The sequence below is a fragment of the Roseibium sp. AS2 genome, from assembly GCF_038900065.1.
Taxonomy (GTDB): domain Bacteria; phylum Pseudomonadota; class Alphaproteobacteria; order Rhizobiales; family Stappiaceae; genus Roseibium.
Window position 1 is genome coordinate 224,850 of the sequence record NZ_JBBMQN010000004.1, and the last position, 17,035, is coordinate 241,884.

Consider the following 17,035-nt stretch of genomic DNA (forward strand, 5'->3'; position numbering starts at 1 on the left):
GCGAGGCACGGGCCTGGTCCGGAGTCTGACCGGTCTTTGGTCAGAACCGGTGCAGAATCCGGGTTGGCATCGGAACTGCTGCGCTGTTGTCCAACCGGAGAATTTCGCGGGATCGGCGCCGTCTTCAGGCGTAGCGGCGGGTGGTGGCCTGCGGCAGTTCGCCATTGATGGCGTCACGCACCGCCTTGCGGATGTCGGCAAGGGAAAACGGTTTGGTGATCACGTCATGCACCAGGGCGTCAAGGCCATTGGCACGTTCGCGTTGATCGGCGAAACCGGTCATCAGCAGGATCGGGAGCGTCGGATAGTCGCGCGCGGCGTGCAGGGCCAGGGCTATTCCGTCCATGACCGGCATCTTGATGTCGGAGAGAAGCAGATCGTAGGCACCTTTTTCCCGGCCCAGCTTTTCCACAGCTTCACCGCCGTCTTCCGACGCATCGACGGAATGTCCGTCCAGTTCAAGTGCGCGCTTAACGAAACTGCGGACAGCTTCATCGTCTTCGGTAAGAAGAATGCGAGCCATGCTCACTCTCCTGTTGTGCCGTCCGTTGCACCCTCCTCCGGTGCAACAACGTATCCAATATAGGGCAACTGCCGCCAGGCGTGGCCCATATCCATCCCATATCCGACGACAAACTTATCAGGACAGGCAAACCCGACATAATCGGCAGATATGGCAGCTTTGCGGCGCTCCGGTTTGTCCAGCAAGGTTGCGACCTTGACCGAACGGGCGCCCCGGTTTTTCAGCCTCTCTCTCGCAAAGGTCAGCGTGCGGCCCGATTCAAGGATATCATCCACCAAAATGATATCGCGGTCGTTAACGTCACTTTCGACATCGCGCAATATCCGGATGGTGTCGGAGCCTTCGGTCCCTGCACCGTAGGAAGACAGGTGCATGAACTCCATTTCCGGCTGCAGGCCCGCGCGGTGCATGGCGCGCACCAGGTCGGCGGCGAAGATGAAACTTCCCTTCAGCACCGCGACCACCAGAAGGTCATGCGGTTTTCCTTCCGCGATTTCCTCCGCAAGCGCGCCGACGCGCAGGGAAATGGCGTCTTCATCGAACAATGTACGAATATGTGCGGTCATGATCACTCGAGAACTATCTGGCGTTTGCCGCGCTCGACAAACCGGACCTGGATATCGGTGGCGCTGCTGGGAGGGTCGGCTAATATCGTCCTGAACCGGGTCTCGTCCAGTGCATTCAGCGATTTTGTTCTCGGTTCCACCGTCCAGGCGTAAACTTCCTGCTGATCGGCGCTGCGGATGGACAGGCGGACCGCGGGGACGGTGTTGCTTTCTTCGAGCAGATTGCGGATCGATCCTTCGACAACGAGAACCCGCTTGCCGTCCTCAACTTCATTGAAGACCCGCAAATTGCGGAATTCGAGCCCGCGCAGGTTGACCTCCAGACCGATCAGCTGAAACAGGCTGGCCAGGTCGGGAGACTGTTTCACGATATTGTCGCGCATCAGGACGAGCACGGCACAGACGGCCAGGACGCCGCCGAAGAGCATCACGCCTCCAAGCCGCCGGAAATTGCGCCGGAACAGCCAGCGCAGCAGGGCGCCGATATGGTTTCTGCGAAACTTGTTCGGATTGACGATGATCTTCGGACGTTTCGCAAGGGACTCGATATCGGTCGAATTGCCGTCCTCTTCCTCTTCGTCCCGGAGATCCTCGGCAAACTTCGACTCGTCGGTGCTGGCCGGGGCCGGCGCCGGCCCCGGGGCTGGAGCCGGGTCCGGGGTTGCGGCAGCGGCCGTGTCGGGCGTAAATCCGTCTTCATCGCCCGTGTCGTCGTCTTCGCCGTCAACCGGGGCGGTTTCGGTGCTGTCGTCTTCGGCATCCTGAGCCCAGCCGGCCTCGTCCTCGTCCTCGTCCTCGGCTTCCGCCTCGGTGGGTCCGGCGGCGGGGGTGGCAGCGGCGGCGCTGCCGGCATTTCCGGCGCTCTCGTCCACAGAACCGAAGGCGACGTCAGCCTCTTCTTCGTCATTCGGCGAGACGAACCAGCGGTTGCCGCATTTGGCGCATTTGACACTGCGGCCTTCCGGGCCAAGTGCCTCTGCCTTGATTTCATAGGACGTACTGCAGTCCGGACATTTGATCTTCATGCGCGAAGACCTTTCGTCATGGCATGCTCAAACGGCTCGATCTGGAACCGACGGGGCGAAATCCGGCATGAAATATTGGACAAAGGCCACCAAATACAATGTCGGGCTTTCAGGTCTCTAATGGACCTTTATATGATTAATGCAACGTTAACAGGCTGGCTATAGAGCGATAGCCGAACAGGGCCTTCCTCAGTAAGTTGTTTGTAATGGCGCAACCAGGGATGACAAGGTACACGGACAGGCGGGCAAGACGGCTGGCCCCCGGGTCGCGGCCTGTCGCTGAAGTGCGGGGCTATTGCCAATTCTTGGCCAATTGCGGGCCGCTGTACCCGGGCGCCGCTACAGGAGTATGTTCGTGATCCGCTTTGAAAATGTCGGATTGAGATACGGTATGGGCCCTGAAATCCTTCGGGACCTGTCCTTCGCCATCGAGCCGCAGTCGTTCCAGTTCCTGACCGGGCCATCGGGCGCGGGCAAGACAAGTCTGATCAGACTCCTGTTCATGTCGCTCCGGCCGACGCGGGGTCTCATCAAGGTGTTCAATCGCGATCTGAGCGTGATCGACAAGCAGGAGCTGCCGAGGCTCAGACGCAAGATCGGCGTGGTGTTTCAGGATTTCAGACTGCTGGATCACCTGACCACCTATGAAAACGTCGCCCTGCCGCTGCGGGTGGTCGGCAAGGAGGAAGCGGAATACAGGTCCGACGTGATCGATCTTCTGAAATGGGTCGGGCTCGGTGAACGCATGCATGTGCTGCCACCCGTGCTTTCAGGTGGCGAGAAACAACGCGCGGCGATCGCGCGGGCGCTGATCACCCGTCCGGAAGTGCTGCTGGCGGACGAGCCGACGGGCAATGTCGATCCGCCCCTCGCCCGGCGGCTGTTGCGCTTGTTCATCGAATTGAACAAACTCGGCACCTCCGTCGTCATCGCGACCCATGACATCGCGCTGCTGGAACAGGTGGACGCACGTCGCATGGTTCTTGCCGATGGGCGCATTTCAATATTCGAGTAGGATCCAGGGGGAGACCGGATTTGACCGGGGTACGGACGAACAGCGTGCCAGTTTACCGCAGCAACCGGCAGACGGGGGCGTCCCGTCCGGGACTCCTGCGCACCGCTCCGTTCGGCGATCGTCAGGCCTGTGCGAAAAGCCGTGACGGGCGACCCCACCCTCTTCAGCGCAACTAGGCGGCACAATGGCCCAGTCCGACGACACCGAAAAGAACAAGGGTTCGACCGCCAAGGTCAGTCCGCCGCGGCGGTCTGGACGGTCCAAGGGCCCGAGGCAGGCCAAGGGTCCGGGGCGCCCCGCCAAAAAGGCGGCGGCGAGGCCGAACAGCGAAGACCAGGGCGACGACGCCAAGCTGCGGCCGGTCGCGGCGATCGTGCCGCCGCAATCGGTGGCCGGCCGGGCACTGACCCTGGTCGTCGCCATCATGAGCTTTCTGGCCTGTCTGACTGTCGGGGCGGTGTCGGTGGTCTGGGATGCCGCCGATGCCTGGCAGAACGATCTGGTCCGCGAGATCACGATCCAGATCCGCCCGACCGAGGGCGTGAACATGCTGCGCGAGATCGACAAGGCGGTTGCGCTGGCCCAGGAGTTCCCGGGCATCGACTCGGTCCGGGCGCTGTCGGATGCGGAGACCAAGGCCCTGCTGGAGCCCTGGCTGGGCGAAGGGTTGCAGCTGGAAGGCCTGCCGGTGCCCCGGCTTATCCAGATCACCGTCGGCGACCCGGCGCTTTTGAACCTCGATCAGCTCAGCGCGGTGGTGTCGGACACCGTGACCGGCGCCAGTGTCGACGACCATTCCGTCTGGACATCGCGGCTGTCGGCCATGGCGGGGGCGGTGGTGGTCGGAGGTTTCGCCATCATGATCCTGGTGATGGCGTCCATGGTCCTGAGCGTCGTGTTTGCCACGCAATCGGCGATGGCCGGCAACAAGGACGTTGTCTCGGTGCTGCATTTCGTCGGCGCTGAAGACAGTTTCATCGCACGGGAATTCCAGAGGCATTTTCTGGTGCTCGGCCTGAAGGGAGGGGTCTCGGGCGGCGTGGCGGCGATCCTGTCTTTCGTGGTTCTCGACATGCTGACCCGCCAGGGGTCGGGTCAGGCCGGGTCCGATCAGCTGTCCGCCCTGTTCGGCAGCGTGTCGGTCAGTCTGCCGGGATATCTCGGTGTTTTCGGCGTCGTCTTCCTGGTTGCCATCCTCACGGCTCTCACATCCGGCCTGGCGGTCAAGGCCCATCTGGCGAAAGTGGATTGATTTTTCTGACAGATTGCCGCGAAAATGGCCGAATCACTTATCATAGTTTCACCATGACGCACGCGGACACTGTCATAGATCAGGCTTTGAAGGACAACGCTTCGGACACCACGGAACGGGTCGCGGGTCGCCCGGTGCCGGTTCGCAGGAAGCGATTCGGCCTGCGGGTCGTCCTTGTCGCCGTCGTTACGGCCCTGGTTGCGGGCACGTTTGGCCAGTTCGCCCTGTTCGCGCACAAGATTGCGACCGCAACGGTGCCTACAGCCTCGAACGCGGACGCCATCGTCGTGCTGACCGGTGGTCACGCGCGTGTCAGCGAGGCGGTCCGGCTTCTGGAAGAAGGCCGCGCGAACAGGCTGCTGATTTCCGGTGTTCATCCGGGCACGACACGCGAGCAACTGGCCAAGGTCACCGCATCGTCGATGCCGCTCAAAAAAAGCAGCGTCGATCTGGACCGGGTTGCCCTGAACACGGCCGAGAATGCCACTGAAACGGCGAGCTGGGCCAGAAAGAACGGCTTCTCCTCGCTGCTGCTGGTCACCAGCGCCTATCACCTGCCCAGGGCGCGCGCGGAACTGTCCGGAGCGCTGCCGTCCGTCGACCTGATTGCCTACCCGGTTTTCTCCAAGGAACTCAAACTGGACACCTGGTACATGGAGCCGGCCACAATCCGGCTTCTCATGCGTGAATATGTGAAGTATATCCTCGCCCGACTTCGAATTACCGTGAAGGGTGTGCGCTGACGCGTTCAGACCACGACCGCGCGGTGGCAATTTTCCTGATCAGCGTTCACGGTGCCATGACCTTATTGCGATCTACCCTGTTTCAGGTCCTGTTCTATTTGCTCAATTTGGTCGTGATGATCCTGTTTTCCCCGATGCTGCTGCTGCCGCGCAGCTGGAGTTGGTGGGTGATGCCTGCCTGGGCGAAGGTGCTGCTGTTGCTGATGCGGGTCGTTGCCGGTATCCGGATGGAGGTTCGCGGTCGGGAAAACCTGCCCGATGGCGGTTTCATGGCCGCGATGAAGCACCAGTCCGCCTGGGAGACGGTGGCGCTGATCCCGCTTTTTTCGAGCCCCACCTTCATCCTGAAGCGCGAATTGCGCTGGATTCCGATCTTCGGATGGTACACGGCCAAATTCAGGCAGATCCCGGTCAACCGGGGCAAACGGACGAAAGCGCTGGCCGCGATGGTTGTGGCGGCCAAGCAAGCCATCTCCGAAAAGCGCCAGATCCTGATCTTTCCGGAAGGCACGCGCAGGCCCGCCGGGGCCGAGCCGAAGTATAAATTCGGCGTCGCCCATCTTTACCGGGACCTGAATTGTCCCGTGGCCCCCATCGCCCACAATGCCGGCCTTTACTGGCCGCGGGCTTCCTGGAACGTTTATCCGGGAACCGTGATTGTCGAGATTCTGCCGCCGATTCCGCCGGGACTGGCCACGGATATCTTTCACGCGCGCATGGTCACGGCGATCGAAACCACCAGTGACCGGCTGATCGAGGAGGCCCGTCAGGCGCCAAACCCGTCGCCTGTGCTCAAGCAGGTTGATGCGCGGCGCGCCTCGGGCAGTTCCGCGCAATAAGGATCTCCGTCTGTTCACGCGGAACCTCATGCCGACGCCATCAGGTGGATATAGTTCACCGGCGCGGTGTGCCGCCTTGCGCGTCGGCAGATGTCTTTTCATGTGCCATCCGGCTGGCAACGACAGTCGCCACACGGAGGGAATTGGCCAGAATGGTGTGGGAGGAATTTGTTCCTCCCGATCCGGGCATGAAGCTCGCGTCGACGACGAACACCCCCGGAGCGGCCCGGACTTCGCAGTCCCGCGTCAGGAGACTGGTTCGGGGATCGGTTCCAAGGACCGCGCCACCATGAAGATGCGCGGAGCTGACGTCCGCGCCACGGACATTGTCGGACAGTCCCAGCAACCTTGCTCCCGGAAGATTTTCCGCCAGCCCGCGCACCTGCCGCTCGACGTATTCAATCAGCGCCTCGTCCTGACCGGTCGGTTTGTAGTGCAGGACCGGCCTGCCTGTCGGATCCGTCTCGATGAACTTGTTCTCGCTCGGCTCCGACGTTCCCTTGAAGCTCACTTTCAATGTGACCCTGTCTGGTGAGAGCGTTCCAATCGACCTGTCCAGCCGGCGCAACCGGCGGAGTTTTTCCGCATGGCGCGCATCGCCTTCGAAGCTGCGTGCATCGTAGAGGGATATCTTACCGCCCAGATGCGGGTGAAAGTCGCTGGGTGCATAAAGCCGCCTTGAGGATACATTGGCAAAGCGTCCGATCTGCTGGTCGGGAACGCTGTCTCTGGGAATGTCCGTGTCGATGTAGGCGGTGAGCTCGTTTGTCAGCGTGAACTTGCGGCCCAGCAGTGTCCTGTCGATATCCGGGATTGTGGCGAGCAGCGGAACCGTCGAGGTGACCCCGCTGGCCAGGACAATCCGGTTAGAAAAAAAGTCCGACCTGCAGCCTGACCTGTTGATGCATTCAAGGCGATAACCACCGGGCGCCGGAATGATTTTCTCAACACTCCGGTCTTCGAAATACGAGACATTGTCCATCGCACGCACCGTCGCCGCCGTGCGGAAAACCCAGTTTTTCATGTGACTGTTCGCGGAGGCCGGATCACGGCCATGCAAGGTCACCGGGTCCACGGGAGCGGAAGACCAGCCGTGTCCACCGAGACAGGTGGCGCCGCAATAAGGGTCCCAACCCTGGGTCCGCAGAAGGTCGAACGTCATCTTTTCGAACGTGGACACCCTGTTGCGGGGCGTTACAAGGCCCGCGTCGGCCGGCGCGTTGCGGCCTCTCAGCAGATGATCGGCACAATAAGGCCGCAGCCGCCGCTCGATGCTATCGTAATAGGGCGTCAGTTCCGGCTGACCGATTGGCCAGAATTCAGTCGGCCCGTTCCGGTCTTCCGGCAGTTCAAGGAAGTCCGGCCCCTGGAAGCGCGACAGTTGCCCGTACCACAGATTTGCCGCGCCTCCGGGAAGTCCGCAGGTCCACCACTGGTCCGCCTCGCGGAATGTCCCCTCGCGGGCGAACCTGATGCTGCGCCTTTCGCGCAAGTTTTCCCGGACCCCCCGGTCGAGGATCGCAATCCGGGTCTCCGGAGCCACTGTTGCGAAGTGCTCGATCACCGGCCCCGCGGACATTCCCGCGCCGACGATCAGGATATCAAACTGCATCGATTTCGCTCGGGCCTGACCCGGCGGGTGGAAGCAGGCGGTCTACGGCGACCCAGTCATGGCCGCCGTAGCCGTTGAAATCCGTCGCGGATGCGTTCGAATAAGCGCCCATGCCATGGAACAGCAGATAATCGCCTTCGCGGCAGTCTTCCGGCAACGCGACCGGTTCGGGCAGCTTGTCGACGGAATCGCAGGTCGGTCCGAAGACCCTGAAGAGCCCGGCCGTCCCCTGACGGCGCTCTCCCGCCGGCGTGAGGATCTCGGTGCGCCCGGCGAGGCCGACCAGAGGAAACTCGTTCAGCCGGCCATAGATGCCGTCGTTGAGATAGAGCGTGTCCGCCGGCGAGCGGGCCTTGATCCGGGTGGCGAGCGTCACGGCATCGGCGATGAGGGCGCGGCCGGGTTCGCACAGCAACCGGACCCTGCCCGGATCGAAATGCGCGCGGAATTCGGCGCCGATGATCCGCAGGATGTCACCCAGTCGCGGCTCTTCGGTTGTTCTCCAGCTCGGAAAACCGCCCCCGACATTGATTTCGGCGGGAACCGTACCGGTGTTTCGAGTGATTGCCGCGGCGATGCCAAGGTGGTCCGCCCAGGCTTTCGGGTCATTGCATTGTGTGCCCACGTGAAAATTCAGGCCGGTCCGATATCCGCGCCTGGACGCTGACTGAAGGAGCCGCTCTGCGTCGGCAATTGTGGCCCCGAACTTCGCGCCGAACCCGTAGGCGGAAGACGGGTTTTCATGCTTGAACCTGAGTGAAATCGTTGCCGCTCCAGGTGGCACCAGCGCGAACAGCTTTTCCAGTTCCGAAGGGCGGTCCACCGAAAAGGAAGACACGCCGGCGCGCAAGGCGGTCTCGATCTCGGCCGGGCTTCGAACCGGGTTGTTGTAGTGCAGCACGGCTCCCGGTGCCTTCCTTCTGACCTGCCCGATTTCAGCAGGACTTGCGACATCAAAACTGCAGACGCCGCAATCGAGAACATGGCCGAGGACATTGGGATGATTGTTGGCCTTGATGGCGTAGGACAGGCCTTCGGCAAATGTCTTCTGAAATTGGAACACCTTCGCGCGCAGCACATCGGCGGCGTAGAACATCACCGGTTCGTCCGGGCGGGCCCGCGCCAGATAGGCGCCGATCGAGGAAAAGCTCCCGGACCGGGCGACCTCAAGGTGATGCAATTTCATGTCCAGCCTCCCCGCAGGATGATTTGTATGTGGCCTGCCCGCACACCACCCGAGCCAGCCAGTCCGCGAATACTGTGCGGCAGGCGCGTTCGATTGCCGGGCCCAGATCGCGGACTTCGTCGTGAAGCGTTTGCAGCCGGCCTTCGATACGGGGCAGGTTTTCCAGCATCCAGCCTTCAAAGATCTCGCGGGTTGCCTCGATATGAAACTGGGTCGCCAGAACCCGGTTCCGGAACCCGAAGGCCGCGCACATTCCGTCCGGACCGAAGGCCAGCGGGGTTGCGCCGGGCGGGCACTCGAAGCCGTATTGGTGCCATTGAAAAACATGAAAGCGGCTGGCCTCCAATGCTTCAAGAGCACCGTCCGGTCCGGCCGGACGAACCGGAAACGGCCCGATTTCCGGTTGTGTCAGCGGCCTGGGCGAAGCGCCAAGCATCATGGCGATCAGTTGCGCTCCAAGGCAGATTGCGAGGACGGGGACGCCATGCGCGATTGCCTGTTCCAGGAAGCCGATCTCGCGCTGCTGCCAGTGACGGGTGCCCGAGGCCCCCGGATGGGCGGCTCCGCCGAGCACGATCAGGAGATCCCAGGTCTCCGCCGGTCGGGGCGGCGTGATCTGAAGCACCGGGTTCCAGTAGCTGCAGACAAAGCGCCGGTCCAGCAGGCCGCCGGTCAGATTGCCGAGCGTGTCGCCGAAATCGTGAATGAGGACCAGAGCCTGGCGCATGTCAGAGTTCGGCTCCCGTTCGCGCGGGTGTGCTCATCATGTGGTAGGCGGCGATACACATGGACGCAAACACGGCAGCTGCGGCACTGAACCGGATCAGGGTGCCGGGTCCGGCGCCATGGTCGATCAGGCTGCCGATTCCGATGGCGACGACCGCGCCCGCCGAGGCCGCCGTGAAACCCCGCAGGACAACCGCCCTGGCGAAATCCAGAGGTTTGAACTCGCCGGACCACAAGTAGACGGCCGCATAGTTCGACATGGCTATGCTGCCGCCGAGACCGAGAAAGAAGCCGATGTGGCCGATGCCGGGCAGCAGGGCCAGGCTGGCAATGCCGGCAGACAGAACCAGAAGATGGCACCAAAGGAACATCGGTCCCGAAATGCGCGGTGCGAGAAACGTGGCAAGGCCGGTGCCCGCTATTTGCGCGAGGGCATAAAGCGTCAGGATGTTGACCGAGTTGATCCCCTCGAACAGGGTCTTGTGAAACAGCAGGGCCGCCGTATCGAGACCGAATGTCACGCAATAGATAGCCGTCAGCAGCAGAAAGCGCGGGTCAAGCAGCAGTTGGAAAGTGTTGGATCCTGCGGATCTGTCCTTGCTGACGGCAGGTGTGCCGAAGCGCATCGCCATCAGGAAGGCAGCGCCCCCGACCACGAACGCGTAGGCCGCCGCGATCGTGAAGAAATTCGCCAGGTCCGAAACGGCCAGCACAAGCACGACAACGGGTGGCACCACAAACAGCGACAGGGGATAGGCGGCTGACATCAGCATTGCGCCAAACCGGCCCAGATCGGTGCGGTTTGCCGAAATCGTCATCTCGGCGGCGTGATACAGCATGTGCCGGGACGACAGCCTCAGCAGCACGAAGGCGATCACAAGTCCCGTCCAGGATACCGATGCGGGCATGAAACCCAGCAGAACGATGCCGGTCAGGATCAGGGAGGCCGTCAGCAGGCGTTCCGGCCGGATCCTGGCAGCATACAGGCCGGCGAACAGGTAAAGCGTGGAGGCGGCCAGGCCGCCAATGCTGATTGCCGCCGCGAATTCCGCATTGCCGAGCCCGGTTGCGGCGAGAATATCGGGTGCCAGGATACCCCAGACAAAGGTTTGTCCGAAGGTTCCCGCTCCGAAAACGGACAGCAGCAGCACGAGGCCGGTCGCGAGCGTCCGCGGCCGGACCCGTCCCGTCAGGGGGTGCTCCGCGCTCATGGTTTCAGGGAGGTCATGATGTAGTGAGGCCGCTCGGCTTCGGGAAAGGCGGGCGCATCCAGGATGCCGGCCGCCTTCTCAAGGTCACCGGTCCCAAGCCGCGCCGTTCCGGCACCGGTCAGCACAAGGAGGCTGTGATACCCTTTCAGCTTCGCTCCCGCTATGTCCGATCCGGTCTGGTCGCCGATCGCCAGCACCCTCGCCGGTGCCGGACAGTCGGTCAGGGACCGCACCACCTCGTAGATGGAGGAAGACGGCTTGCCGAAATTCACGAAGCTGCCACCGCCCCGGGCATAGGCGGAGACAACCGACTCCAGTCCGTTGACCAGGCCCTTGACCGAGACCGAGTGCAGATCCGCACTCGGGCAGACGAGCGGCAATCCGCGCCTGATCGCGTCCGGTATCCAGTGTTCGTGATCCGCGCTTCCTTCTCCGGGCGGGACGCTGAGCAGCAGGACATAGTCCGCTTCGGCGATGCCCGGGGCGCAGGCAAGACCGCTTTCCTCAACGATGGCGATGTCCCTGCCGTCGGCAAGGACAAAGGCCCTGGGAGAAGAGCCCGCGAAGCCGGGCCAGACCGAGGCCGGATTGCGGACGAGCGCTTCGATGAGATAATGCGCCGAACTGACAATGTGGTCGTAGCAGTCGGACCCGATGCCGAATTGCCGTTCGAGCCGGTCGGCGTTCACCAGGTTGGATTTGCTGGAATTGGTCAGGATGAGCGTGGTCTTGCCCGCTTGCTTGATTTCACGCAAGGCCTCGTGCGCACCCGGATAAACCGCGTGGCCTTCATGGAGAACGCCCCATTGATCGATGAGAAACACATCGTAGTCCGGAAGCACATCCAGAATGGATGTCAGTGCCGTTACAGAGTCAGAATTCAAGAAATCCACCCTCCTGGAGGTATCTGCGGTAGTCGGCTTGGAAACCGAAATAAGAGCAGCCGGGCACATCGTTGAGGCACATGAAGCCTCCCATGCGGATGCGCCAGAACCGTTTGAAGACGTCGATGATTTTCATGGCCTCATCCGGTGAGGCGGAAATCCTGCGGGTCGCGAGATAGTGCGAGAGGAATTCGGTCCCCGCGCCTTTGTGCCGGATCAGATTGAGGTCCAGGATCTGCACCAGGTCATAGCCGGGCGACCGGAAGCGGGCCGCCTCCCAATCGATCAGGTTCGGTTCGCCGGTGCTGTCGATGATGATGTTGCGAGCATGGAAATCCCCGTGAACCAGTGCCGGCGCGACCAGGCCGGGTGGCGCTTCGCGGAGGCGGGCGAGCCATTCCGGAATACGGGATCTCAGGTTTTCCGCGGATGCCGGGTAAAGCCTGGCAAGGGTCGCTGCTTCGGCTTCGAACAGGGATTGCCAGAACGCCCCGGTTTCCTCCGGTCCATGGGTTGTCGCGGACAACGTCCCGTAGCCGGGTGCGGCGACCTCGTGAACATGGCCAATCGCGATGGCAAGCGCGCGCAGCAGCCTTGAAGACGGACGGTCTTCCAACAGGTCGTCCAGACGGGTGCCGTCAATGAAACCGAATACTGCAAGAGGGTTTCCTGAAAGCGTGCCGCTTTCGTCCGCGCCCAGAAACGCGGGCACCCTTGGCCGGTCTCGGGAAAGCAGGGGATAGGCCAGCCGTTCCGCGGCGAAAAACTGTCCGTATTCAGGATCGGTAAAGTGGCGCTCCCGGACAACGATGTCGCAGGGCGGGTCACTCAATTGCGCCCGATACACATGGTTCAACATGCCGCTGGCGAGGGGCCTGATCGCCGAAACGCTTGCCGAGCGGTACTGCGGCTCCATCGCACCCCGGACCTGGCGGGCGCTGATCATTGCGCCACTTTCCACCTGGTGAGGTTGCCCGACACTTCTTCGGCCGTCGTCAGGATCGGCTCGGCATCGACGGTCTTCAGCCAGACAAGGTCGTTCTCGAGCGGATGGGTCCCGGTGAGATCCGTGTCGAGTGGATCGCCAAGGGCGAGTTTGACGAACTGGGCCGGGAAATTGAGACCGGCGCGGGCGAGAAAGTAGATCGACGTGTAGAAGCGGGACGCTTGGATCTCCGTTGGGTTGGGCACGTCGTCATTGTCATAGGTCAGGTCGACCGCGACGACCCCGTTGGGCACATGGGCGGCCGCCTCGATGGTGGCGAGCGCGACCTCGTGGATCTTCGGGTCGTCCGTGGTGGCCTGTGCGGCGGTGATGCCGCTTACGCCCGACGGGCTGAGATGGGCATATTCCCAGTGCAGACGCTTGCGCGCCTGGCATGTGACCAGCCTGCCCGCGTCCCACAGTCCGATCCAGGTGGCCATCTTCCGGCCGAGCCGCTGCGAGGCGCTGAATCGGTTCCAGCCGGAATTCCGTTCGACCCAGGCGCAGGCCAGCACGGGATCGGACGTCGGCAGAGAGCCAGAACCGCCGCTGCCATGGGTTGCCCTGATCCAGATTTCGCCGAAGTCCGCAATCGCCCTGTCCACATCGGCAGGCTCACGGAGCATGATGGTCTCGGGAACGGTGATGCCGGCCTCACGGCAGGCAAGATAGGTCTCGAACTTGTTTTCGTAGGACGTGACCGCCGCGGGCGGAGGCATGAACACACGCGCATTGATCCGATCCCGGTTTTCAGAGACGAAGATCAGTTCGGCGTTGGTATCGGCGGCATAGAGCAGATCGGGCTCGACTTCCTCGATCAGCCGGTTCAGGGCCGCAAGATAATTTTCGTCGCCGGGCGGGGGCAGCAGATGCCGGCTGTCGGCACAGGCCAGATGCAGGCGATAGATGTCGGTGTCCGCTCCTTGGATCTGGAAACGGTCCGGTTGCAGGGCCAGAGACTTGCAGAAATTGATGCCGGCAGGATCGCCAGCGCTCAGGACCAATACTTTTCTTTTCATGATTTTGCACCGTCCATATTCGGGAGCCCGACAGGATCGGACCCGGTCACCACGGGTTCAAACTGCCGTATCGATCGGCTCCAGGCCGAAGGCGACCGAACGCTCGACACAGGCGGCCGCCAGATCCGTATCCTGGCCCGACGGGCCCGATTTCCATGGGGCCGGTGCTTCCTTCAGGCATGGATTGACGAAGAACATCATGGATGCACGGTTCTGTTGGGCGTTGGTGTTGCGCACCCGGTGCCACAAGGCCGGAATCTCTCCTCCCGTCATGATGGAAAGCAGGCTTCCCGGCATGAGCAGGATCTCGTTCCTTTCCAGAACGACCGGTTCAAACCGGTCGTCCGGCCTGATTTCCAGGCCCGGTTCGAGTGCCTTGACCACGGTCAAAAGGTGCCCGTCCTCGTGATGGTCCTGCAGAAAATCGCGGGTTTCCGCCGAGGGGCGGTAATAATTGACCTGCAGATACGAGGTGTCTCCAACTTCCAGCACCGCCCCGTCCGGATTGATTTCCTGGCGAAGGGCCTCGAACAGTGCGTTTATCGTCGGCTGGTAGACCTTCGAAACGTCCAGCAGAGATTTGAAAAGCACATTTCCGGTTGCCCAGCCACGGGCCTGTGTCGAAGGGATATTGCCCAGCACGACCCCATAGGCCTCGTTCAGATCCGGCCTGTCTTCGGAGATTGAGAATTCCGCGCCGATTTCGCGATAGCCTTCAACATCGCTCTTGAATCTGAAGGCGGCTTTCTCGGCCTTGTCCTGGTTGAAGAACCGGTCGGCCGAGCCGAACACCGAAAGGAGGGTATCAACGTCTTCGGCGTTCAGCCTGATCTTGGCGTGACCCTTGCTGATGAGCTCCCGGGCGATTCGTTGCATAGTTAGCCTCCTCACAAATTTTGGAGGGATTTGCTACCTATAGTACGTAACAGTTTTATGACGCATCTTTTGAGGGTGTCGCCGGGTGTGACGGCCGGATGGTCCGGTCGCATCTGCCCGGGATCAGTCCGGAGTGTCCGAAACCCTAGGTTTTCAGCCGATCCGCGAGCCAGGACAGACCGGTGTCGCGGATGCCCATGTCTTCGAGATGGGCTGCGGTGTTGATGACATATTCCGGATTTTCGCCCGACTGGCCGACCGCGCCCTGAACGATTTCGAGCTGTTTTTCCAGGGGCAATGCCCCGGCATATTGCGCATGGCCGTGGTCGACCATATAGACCAGCGCCTCGATCTTGCCGCCGTCATCCAGTTCGATGTGATGATGGTGTTCGCGATAGACCATCGTGGTCTGTTCCCGGGCGCGCAGGTAGTCCAGCGTCTGCGGCCATGTCTCCTCGGCGACCTGATAGGCGATGCCGCGGCAGGCGCCGCCATTGTCCAGACCGAAGACAAGTCCGGGCCGTTCCCGGGTGCCGCGGTGTACCCAGGAATAGACGCAAAGAGACCGGTGGGCGCCGGTGAGCAGCGCTCGTTCGGACCGCAGGAAGGCAAATCCCGGGTTCCACATCAGGGAGCCGTAGCCAAAGACCCAAAAATCGCTCATATCGACCTGTATTCTGTTGCAGAGCCTTTTTAAGAAACACGGGAACAGGTGCCCCGCTTGGATCAAATGGTTCCGTGTTTCTTGAAAGTGCTTTGGCAAGTGCGGAGATACCAAGCCGCGCCCGCCAATTCAATGCCGCTTCGGTGCTGCGGTTTCGCGCCGGACACGGTAGACAGGGTCCCTGTGGCCCCCCGGAGAGGAAGTTCAATCCCGTGACGGATACCGAAATCAAGGCGCCGACGCCCCCGAAATCGCCGAAGCGTTCCAGGCGCGGCTATATTCTGCTGCTCGTCGCGGTTGTCGTGGTGGTCGCGGGATGGTCGGCGGCCTGGGCCTACGGCCGGTCCGTGCTGGCCGAACAGCTGGACCTGCAGCTTGACCGCATGGCCGGTCAGGGCCTGGAGCTTGCCTGTGCCGATCTGTCCATCGCCGGCTATCCGTTCCGTTACGAGGTCGCCTGCCGTGAGATGCGCACGGCGGACCGGTCCGGAACGACCGGATCGCTCGGCGGGCTGGACGCCGTGGCGCTGATCTACAATCCCCGGCATGCGATTTTCGAGGCACACTCCCCGGCGTCCCTGTCGGTGCCGCTCTCAGGCCTGGCCGGAGAGATCACATGGGACACTGCCCGCGCCAGCATGAAATTTGGACAAGATTCTCTCGGAGCCCTCGATGCCGTGATCGCCAAGCCTGGGATCACCCTTGCGGGCGACGTGCCGGACGGGCTGGTTTCGGCGGACAAAGCGGAACTGCATGTGCGCGAAGCGCCGGGAACGGCAGGCATACTGGAAGGGTTCGTGACCGTCGACAGTCTTTCTCTGGCTGCCCTGCCGGAGTTGAGTCAGGCGATCATGCTGCGCGGTCATGCCCGAATCGACGGCGGCATGGGTCTCCTCGGGGGGGCGGACCTCATCTCGCTGGTGCGGGCCAGTGGCGACGGCCTGCCGATAGACCTGGTTCTGGGGGAAGCCGTGCTCGGCACGGGCCGGGCAACCGCGCGCGGCAACCTGGTTCTTGCGGGCGACGGCACGATATCCGGCGCGCTCGACCTGACACTCGGCAATGCGGGCGCTCTGGTGCGGGCCTTGAAACCGCTGTTTCCCGCGCAAGACCGGACTTACCCGCTGCTTGAAGGCGTGGTGAACAGCCTGGAACCGGCAGCAACGGAGATTGACGGTGTCCGGTCCATCACGATTCCCGTCACAATCACCAACGGGCTGGTCCAGCTTGGCCTTTTGCCCGTTGGCCGGATCCCGCCGCTGTTTCAGGCGGGGACCTAGGATAGAGAACGGCAGCAGAAGTGCCTGTTTCGCTCAGTCGCCGGCGATCCGGTCGATCGGGATGACGTAGCTCTTGCGGTGGTCGGGTTCGGCGATCTTCTCGTATAGAGCGACGGCCGGGGCATTCTTGCCCGGAACGAGCCAGCGCAGGTGCAGCCAGCCGCGCGTCTGCCCCTCTGAAACCAGGGTTTCGATCATCCGGCGGCCGATGCCCTTGTTGCGGTGATCGGGATGCACGTAGATATCGTCGAGCTGGCCGATCCGGAGGCCGGTGATGAGTTCCGGCAGGTCGAAGAACACCGCGAAACCGACCAGCTCGCCGCCGTCCAGCGCACCGATCACTTCGGCGCTCTTGTCTCCCAGAATCCGTTCTGCGTAATATTCGTCGGGGCGCCGTGGCGCGCCGCGTTTCAGCGCCTGAGCGTTTTCGGCAATGAGTGGCGCAAGCTGATGGGCATCGTCCGGCCCGAGAGCCCTGATCTGCGGTGTCGTCATGTAGTCCCCGGAAAAGAAAATCGACTTAGGTGAGGCACACAATGTCCCGAAAACCGATCCGGGATCAAGGACCTCGATCAAATATGCTTTGCGGCGGGTTTGCCGGGGCAGATCCGGCAACGCTCTTTCGCGGG

The 17,035-nt window shown here is 62.1% G+C and carries 18 protein-coding genes; 5 read left to right on the forward strand and 13 right to left on the reverse strand.

Annotated features, from left to right (window positions below):
- Positions 1 to 124: 124 nt before the first annotated feature.
- From WNZ15_RS13035 to WNZ15_RS13045, 3 genes are read right to left on the reverse strand one after another with little or no spacing between them, the layout of a single operon-like run.
- Positions 125 to 523, reverse strand: coding sequence for a response regulator (locus WNZ15_RS13035; protein ID WP_342893415.1), 399 nt, complete (start codon positions 521 to 523; stop codon positions 125 to 127).
- Positions 524 to 525: 2 nt separating this feature from the next.
- Positions 526 to 1,089 carry a hypoxanthine phosphoribosyltransferase gene (gene hpt, locus WNZ15_RS13040; protein WP_342893416.1) on the reverse strand — a complete coding sequence of 188 codons (564 nt, stop codon included), beginning with the start codon at positions 1,087 to 1,089 and terminating at the stop codon, positions 526 to 528.
- Between the two features lie 2 nt (positions 1,090 to 1,091).
- Positions 1,092 to 2,114: an MJ0042-type zinc finger domain-containing protein gene (locus WNZ15_RS13045; RefSeq protein ID WP_342893417.1), complete on the reverse strand. Its 1,023-nt coding sequence runs from the start codon at positions 2,112 to 2,114 to the stop codon at positions 1,092 to 1,094.
- A gap of 355 nt (positions 2,115 to 2,469) precedes the next feature.
- Between WNZ15_RS13045 and ftsE the strand changes: the two genes are divergently transcribed.
- The 4 genes from ftsE to WNZ15_RS13065 all read left to right on the forward strand — a co-directional run bounded on the left by ftsE (position 2,470) and on the right by WNZ15_RS13065 (position 5,963).
- On the forward strand, positions 2,470 to 3,129 hold the full coding sequence (ftsE, locus tag WNZ15_RS13050; protein ID WP_342893418.1) for a cell division ATP-binding protein FtsE: 660 nt from the start codon (positions 2,470 to 2,472) through the stop codon (positions 3,127 to 3,129).
- 184 nt (positions 3,130 to 3,313) lie between these two features.
- Positions 3,314 to 4,381, forward strand: coding sequence for an ABC transporter permease (locus WNZ15_RS13055; protein WP_342893419.1), 1,068 nt, complete (start codon positions 3,314 to 3,316; stop codon positions 4,379 to 4,381).
- A gap of 53 nt (positions 4,382 to 4,434) precedes the next feature.
- Positions 4,435 to 5,124, forward strand: coding sequence for a YdcF family protein (locus tag WNZ15_RS13060; protein WP_342893420.1), 690 nt, complete (start codon positions 4,435 to 4,437; stop codon positions 5,122 to 5,124).
- 56 nt (positions 5,125 to 5,180) lie between these two features.
- The gene (locus WNZ15_RS13065) at positions 5,181 to 5,963 is read left to right on the forward strand and encodes a lysophospholipid acyltransferase family protein (RefSeq protein ID WP_342893816.1); all 783 of its coding nucleotides are present in this window, start codon (positions 5,181 to 5,183) and stop codon (positions 5,961 to 5,963) included.
- Positions 5,964 to 6,018: 55 nt separating this feature from the next.
- On the opposite strand, the gene WNZ15_RS13070 is transcribed toward WNZ15_RS13065, so the two are convergent.
- The 9 genes from WNZ15_RS13070 to WNZ15_RS13110 all read right to left on the reverse strand — a co-directional run bounded on the left by WNZ15_RS13070 (position 6,019) and on the right by WNZ15_RS13110 (position 15,126).
- Positions 6,019 to 7,575, reverse strand: coding sequence for a GMC oxidoreductase (locus WNZ15_RS13070; RefSeq protein ID WP_342893421.1), 1,557 nt, complete (start codon positions 7,573 to 7,575; stop codon positions 6,019 to 6,021).
- Entirely contained in the window at positions 7,565 to 8,761 is a 1,197-nt protein-coding gene (locus WNZ15_RS13075) for a hypothetical protein (RefSeq protein ID WP_342893422.1), read from the reverse strand. Before WNZ15_RS13075 ends, WNZ15_RS13070 begins: the two co-directional genes overlap by 11 nt.
- Positions 8,742 to 9,488 carry a gamma-glutamyl-gamma-aminobutyrate hydrolase family protein gene (locus tag WNZ15_RS13080; protein ID WP_342893423.1) on the reverse strand — a complete coding sequence of 249 codons (747 nt, stop codon included), beginning with the start codon at positions 9,486 to 9,488 and terminating at the stop codon, positions 8,742 to 8,744. The genes WNZ15_RS13075 and WNZ15_RS13080 overlap by 20 nt, the downstream gene beginning before the upstream one ends.
- A 1-nt stretch (position 9,489) precedes the next feature.
- On the reverse strand, positions 9,490 to 10,698 hold the full coding sequence (locus tag WNZ15_RS13085; protein ID WP_342893424.1) for a hypothetical protein: 1,209 nt from the start codon (positions 10,696 to 10,698) through the stop codon (positions 9,490 to 9,492).
- Positions 10,695 to 11,582 (reverse strand): TIGR01459 family HAD-type hydrolase, encoded by an 888-nt coding sequence (locus tag WNZ15_RS13090; protein WP_342893425.1) that lies wholly within the window; start codon positions 11,580 to 11,582, stop codon positions 10,695 to 10,697. The genes WNZ15_RS13085 and WNZ15_RS13090 overlap by 4 nt, the downstream gene beginning before the upstream one ends.
- Positions 11,572 to 12,528: an aminoglycoside phosphotransferase family protein gene (locus WNZ15_RS13095; protein WP_342893426.1), complete on the reverse strand. Its 957-nt coding sequence runs from the start codon at positions 12,526 to 12,528 to the stop codon at positions 11,572 to 11,574. The genes WNZ15_RS13090 and WNZ15_RS13095 overlap by 11 nt, the downstream gene beginning before the upstream one ends.
- A complete protein-coding gene (locus tag WNZ15_RS13100) occupies positions 12,525 to 13,586 on the reverse strand; it encodes a hypothetical protein (RefSeq protein WP_342893427.1) in 1,062 nt (353 codons plus the stop codon). Before WNZ15_RS13100 ends, WNZ15_RS13095 begins: the two co-directional genes overlap by 4 nt.
- Before the next feature lie 57 nt (positions 13,587 to 13,643).
- Positions 13,644 to 14,462: a 2OG-Fe(II) oxygenase family protein gene (locus tag WNZ15_RS13105; protein WP_342893428.1), complete on the reverse strand. Its 819-nt coding sequence runs from the start codon at positions 14,460 to 14,462 to the stop codon at positions 13,644 to 13,646.
- A gap of 145 nt (positions 14,463 to 14,607) precedes the next feature.
- Positions 14,608 to 15,126 carry a gamma-glutamylcyclotransferase gene (locus tag WNZ15_RS13110; protein ID WP_342893429.1) on the reverse strand — a complete coding sequence of 173 codons (519 nt, stop codon included), beginning with the start codon at positions 15,124 to 15,126 and terminating at the stop codon, positions 14,608 to 14,610.
- A 212-nt stretch (positions 15,127 to 15,338) separates the two neighbouring features.
- Here WNZ15_RS13110 and WNZ15_RS13115 point away from each other — a divergent pair, with 212 nt between their 5' ends.
- Positions 15,339 to 16,406, forward strand: coding sequence for a DUF2125 domain-containing protein (locus WNZ15_RS13115; protein ID WP_342893430.1), 1,068 nt, complete (start codon positions 15,339 to 15,341; stop codon positions 16,404 to 16,406).
- A 33-nt stretch (positions 16,407 to 16,439) separates the two neighbouring features.
- Here the strand turns inward: WNZ15_RS13115 and WNZ15_RS13120 are convergent, their stop codons facing one another.
- A complete protein-coding gene (locus WNZ15_RS13120) occupies positions 16,440 to 16,901 on the reverse strand; it encodes a GNAT family N-acetyltransferase (RefSeq protein WP_342893431.1) in 462 nt (153 codons plus the stop codon).
- Positions 16,902 to 17,035: the final 134 nt, after the last annotated feature.

Excerpts from the sequence above, each read along its gene's own strand:
- WNZ15_RS13055 (WP_342893419.1), top strand. The coding sequence starts at position 3,314 with ATGGCCCAGTCCGACGACACCGAAAAGAACAAGGGTTCGACCGCCAAG.
- WNZ15_RS13110 (WP_342893429.1), bottom strand. The coding sequence starts at position 15,126 with ATGAGCGATTTTTGGGTCTTTGGCTACGGCTCCCTGATGTGGAACCCG.
- WNZ15_RS13035 (WP_342893415.1), bottom strand. The coding sequence starts at position 523 with ATGGCTCGCATTCTTCTTACCGAAGACGATGAAGCTGTCCGCAGTTTC.
- hpt (WP_342893416.1), bottom strand. The coding sequence starts at position 1,089 with ATGACCGCACATATTCGTACATTGTTCGATGAAGACGCCATTTCCCTG.
- WNZ15_RS13070 (WP_342893421.1), bottom strand. The coding sequence starts at position 7,575 with ATGCAGTTTGATATCCTGATCGTCGGCGCGGGAATGTCCGCGGGGCCG.
- WNZ15_RS13100 (WP_342893427.1), bottom strand. The coding sequence starts at position 13,586 with ATGAAAAGAAAAGTATTGGTCCTGAGCGCTGGCGATCCTGCCGGCATC.
- WNZ15_RS13045 (WP_342893417.1), bottom strand. The coding sequence starts at position 2,114 with ATGAAGATCAAATGTCCGGACTGCAGTACGTCCTATGAAATCAAGGCA.
- WNZ15_RS13080 (WP_342893423.1), bottom strand. The coding sequence starts at position 9,488 with ATGCGCCAGGCTCTGGTCCTCATTCACGATTTCGGCGACACGCTCGGC.
- WNZ15_RS13085 (WP_342893424.1), bottom strand. The coding sequence starts at position 10,698 with ATGAGCGCGGAGCACCCCCTGACGGGACGGGTCCGGCCGCGGACGCTC.
- WNZ15_RS13095 (WP_342893426.1), bottom strand. The coding sequence starts at position 12,528 with ATGATCAGCGCCCGCCAGGTCCGGGGTGCGATGGAGCCGCAGTACCGC.
- WNZ15_RS13075 (WP_342893422.1), bottom strand. The coding sequence starts at position 8,761 with ATGAAATTGCATCACCTTGAGGTCGCCCGGTCCGGGAGCTTTTCCTCG.
- WNZ15_RS13120 (WP_342893431.1), bottom strand. The coding sequence starts at position 16,901 with ATGACGACACCGCAGATCAGGGCTCTCGGGCCGGACGATGCCCATCAG.
- WNZ15_RS13060 (WP_342893420.1), top strand. The coding sequence starts at position 4,435 with ATGACGCACGCGGACACTGTCATAGATCAGGCTTTGAAGGACAACGCT.
- WNZ15_RS13105 (WP_342893428.1), bottom strand. The coding sequence starts at position 14,462 with ATGCAACGAATCGCCCGGGAGCTCATCAGCAAGGGTCACGCCAAGATC.
- WNZ15_RS13065 (WP_342893816.1), top strand. The coding sequence starts at position 5,181 with ATGACCTTATTGCGATCTACCCTGTTTCAGGTCCTGTTCTATTTGCTC.